We start from the raw sequence: 3,079 nt of genomic DNA, 5'->3' as shown, positions 1-3,079 counted from the left end.
ACTGATCAGAGCTACCGCGCCATGATCAACCTTGCGGCCCTGAAGATCGCTATGCGCTAAATGTCCACACGCCTTAGACCATCGCCATTGTAGTAACATACCTACATTCAATGAGAGTTACTTACGATGGGTATGACGACGATCTCAAGCCGGGACTTCAATCAAGGTGCCAGCCGCGCGAAGAAGGCTGCTCGCAACGGGCCAGTCTATATTACTGAGCGCGGCAAGCCCACGCATGTGTTGATGACAATCGAAGACTTTCACCGCCGGCAGGGCAAGAAACCACGTAGCCTTCTGGCTGCGCTTGCGCAGACGGGTGAGGCCGGCAATTTCGATTTCGAACCCGCCAAGCTCAACCGTATCACGAAGCCGGTGGATCTCGATTGATGTTTCTGCTCGACACGAATGTCATTTCCGCGTTGCGCAGACCTGATCGGCTCCCTCCCGAAGTCACCGCATGGGCGGACAGCGCGGATGCCGACCAGTTCTACATTTCGGCGATCTCGATCCTCGAGATAGAACAGAGCATCCTGGCAGAAAAGCGCGTCGATCCTGTTACGGGTGAGATTCTGCGCGCCTGGTTCGAAACCGATGTTCTCCAGGCATTTGCCGACCGCATCATCGCGGTCGACACCGAAGTCGCCATGCGTTGTGCCGCGCTCCATGTACCAGACCCGCAGTCCGAACGTGACGGCTTGCTTGCTGCGACTGCGCTTGTCCACTCCATGACAATCGTCACCCGTAACATCATCGATTTCGAAAAAACTGGCGTTGCTCTTCTCAACCCATGGATCTGAGCGGTTCTTCCGGCATTGCGATATCCGGTCTGCCAGCGGCGCATAAAAGACCGTGTGGTCGTTTACTTAGAAAGGCACGAAGATCATGTCCTCCCCCCACGATAAATCGATACAGCGCGTATATCCTCGCCGCGAAGTTCTACGACTATCGGACTTTACCGAAGCAGATCGCTTCGCCATCGCGGCTGCGCGCGCTCCAAAGGAAGCGGTCGCATTTAACGCCGAGCTTCCGTGAACATGGACAAAGGACCGTTCAGCAAAGCGGCCGCACAGAACGCGCTCGACCGCCTCATCGACGTGGCCCGTTCCGACACCGGGCAATCGCGGCGCGTGGCAAACTTCCTCCTTGCGTGGTGGAACGGCGAGGATTGTGGACATTTCCCGCTCGCCGATCTCTTCGGCGTCGATGCGACGATCGCGACGCACATCACCACGATCGTCGGGTTTCTCGGCCAGCACGAAGGCGCAGTCTATCCTGACGCGTTCGATCGCAAGGCCGAAATGATCGAGTTGGTCGATCGTTGGCGGGATTTCGGCAACTAGCCGTCCGCAGAGCCCGATCCAGCTTTGCGACTTGCGCGGTAGCGCGCTCGCCTCCGCGCACCATCTGCGCTATGGTCCTGCCCATGAACGAGATTGATCCCCATACGCTGCGCGTCGCCGCATCGTTGGTGCGTTCACGCATCGCCAGGCTGAAGCTCGACCCGCGCATGGATGGACTTCAGCGCCTGGGCGCGCATCGCACGCTCACGCAGCTCGCGGTCGACCTCAAAGTCTCGGCCAATTATGCCGGGCCGCCGCGCCGCCGTAAACGCACGACTTAGACACGCTCGCCGCCCGCTCGTGGCGATCCTCATACTCTCCATGAACCGCTGATCGGAGGCCGCGCGTTCGGCGCGCGCCTGACCGCCGCCGCGCTTCGCGCACGGAAAGGAGAGCGGGAAGGGGGCGTGGGTCCGGGCGTGTCGCCGAGGCCGGGAACCCGGGCGGTCCCAAACCCTCCTTCCTCCAGGAGCCAGCATGGCCAATCATTTTGTCAAAGCGAGCTTCGTGCTCACCGTTACCGACGCCGAGGCCGAGGTTTTTCGCGATATCGACGAGGCCGCCGAGATCGTCCGCGATTCCGATGTCGAGCAGGATCGGCGCGTCGCCGCATATTCCGCGCGGAGTGATGCCTTCAGGTCCTGTTTTCCGCCGGCCGAGGCCGACGCCTTTGGTGGATTCCTCGCGATCTTCAGCGATCCCGATTATCCTCGCCTCGGCTTCTCGCTGCAGGTCGATCCGTCCGATGGGTCGGGCAACTGCAAGGTCTGGCTCTATGGCGATCAGGTCGATGTCGAAACCGCCGCACTGCTGATCCAGACCGTCGCGAGGTCCGCTCTGCCGTTCGGCTTCGAATATGCGCTCGATTGCGACCGCCTGCGTCCTGGTGAATTCGGGGGCGGCTATGTCGTCATCCGCGAGGACGGACTCGAGTTCGGCGGATCGTCCCAGTTGCTCGATCGCGCGATCGCGCGCGCTCACCACGAGGGCGTCGACGGATACGTCCTTGTCACGCGCGATGTCGAGGCCGGCCTCCTCTTCTGGAACACCAGCGCGGGCTTCGGCTCGCTTGAGGCCGCGACGGTGTTTTCCGAGGCCGAGGCCGCGAACTTCGACATTCCCATCGCCGACGATCAGCCGGAATGGCTCGCCCTGCCGGCGCCGCTTTCCTGAAGGAGGCCGCACATGCGCTATATCATTGCGCTCTACGAGATCGACCGGGCCTATGGCGGGCCTGAAGAAGGCAATTGGTGGTACGACACCGGCGAACTGGTTCGTCTGCTGGCGCTCGCGCCGACCGAAGCCCGGGCTGTCGCTCTCGCAGACCGCGCCAATCGCCTCCTCGAACGGCTGCAGCGTCATCATCGCCGCGTCGATTCCGTGCTCTATGACGGCGGGCGCTATACCGCCGTCGTCTATGAGTGGACGGCGCCGCCGGCCTTTCCCGAGGTCCGGCCACGCTACGCCTGATCGCGCCATCGCTCCTGGCAGGATCAATCCATTCTCGCAGCTATACGTGCAGTACATCCGCGCTGGGAGGAAATCTCCATGTCGATCTCGCGTGAGCCGCGTCTTCTCTACGAAGGGGAGTCGGTTGCAGCCGCCTTCCGTCTCGCCCACGACTGCTATCTCGAGGTCTGACCACCTCGTATCCAGCGCGATCCCGAGGCCGCGAATGCGGGTCTCGGAAGGGGCGCTTACGCGCCTGCTCGGCCGAACGGCCGAGGAGAGGAGGGGGA

6 protein-coding genes are annotated in these 3,079 nt (G+C 61.9%); all 6 read left to right on the top strand.

The annotated features are described in order from the left end of the window. Window positions 1-126: 126 nt before the first annotated feature. The 6 genes from L3X40_RS21390 to L3X40_RS21365 all read left to right on the top strand — a co-directional run bounded on the left by L3X40_RS21390 (window position 127) and on the right by L3X40_RS21365 (window position 2,810). Window positions 127-387 carry a type II toxin-antitoxin system Phd/YefM family antitoxin gene (locus L3X40_RS21390; RefSeq protein ID WP_067113683.1) on the top strand — a complete coding sequence of 87 codons (261 nt, stop codon included), beginning with the start codon at window positions 127-129 and terminating at the stop codon, window positions 385-387. After that, window positions 387-797 (top strand): type II toxin-antitoxin system VapC family toxin, encoded by a 411-nt coding sequence (locus tag L3X40_RS21385; protein WP_067113681.1) that lies wholly within the window; start codon window positions 387-389, stop codon window positions 795-797. The genes L3X40_RS21390 and L3X40_RS21385 overlap by 1 nt, the downstream gene beginning before the upstream one ends. A 237-nt stretch (window positions 798-1,034) precedes the next feature. Beyond that, window positions 1,035-1,340 (top strand): DUF7673 family protein, encoded by a 306-nt coding sequence (locus L3X40_RS21380; RefSeq protein WP_067113679.1) that lies wholly within the window; start codon window positions 1,035-1,037, stop codon window positions 1,338-1,340. Between the two features lie 83 nt (window positions 1,341-1,423). Beyond that, window positions 1,424-1,621, top strand: coding sequence for a hypothetical protein (locus L3X40_RS21375; RefSeq protein WP_067113676.1), 198 nt, complete (start codon window positions 1,424-1,426; stop codon window positions 1,619-1,621). Between the two features lie 226 nt (window positions 1,622-1,847). Beyond that, a complete protein-coding gene (locus tag L3X40_RS21370; RefSeq protein ID WP_445177233.1) occupies window positions 1,848-2,513 on the top strand; it encodes a hypothetical protein in 666 nt (221 codons plus the stop codon). 12 nt (window positions 2,514-2,525) lie between these two features. Continuing rightward, a complete protein-coding gene (locus tag L3X40_RS21365; protein WP_067113670.1) occupies window positions 2,526-2,810 on the top strand; it encodes a hypothetical protein in 285 nt (94 codons plus the stop codon). Window positions 2,811-3,079 lie beyond the last annotated feature (269 nt).

The sequence above is a fragment of the Rhizorhapis sp. SPR117 genome, assembly GCF_021742065.1.
Note: the sequence above shows the minus strand (reverse complement) of the source record. Positions and strands in the feature narration are given on the sequence as shown.

Excerpts from the sequence above, each read along its gene's own strand:
- L3X40_RS21390 (WP_067113683.1), top strand. The coding sequence starts at position 127 with ATGGGTATGACGACGATCTCAAGCCGGGACTTCAATCAAGGTGCCAGC.
- L3X40_RS21385 (WP_067113681.1), top strand. The coding sequence starts at position 387 with ATGTTTCTGCTCGACACGAATGTCATTTCCGCGTTGCGCAGACCTGAT.
- L3X40_RS21380 (WP_067113679.1), top strand. The coding sequence starts at position 1,035 with ATGGACAAAGGACCGTTCAGCAAAGCGGCCGCACAGAACGCGCTCGAC.
- L3X40_RS21375 (WP_067113676.1), top strand. The coding sequence starts at position 1,424 with ATGAACGAGATTGATCCCCATACGCTGCGCGTCGCCGCATCGTTGGTG.
- L3X40_RS21365 (WP_067113670.1), top strand. The coding sequence starts at position 2,526 with ATGCGCTATATCATTGCGCTCTACGAGATCGACCGGGCCTATGGCGGG.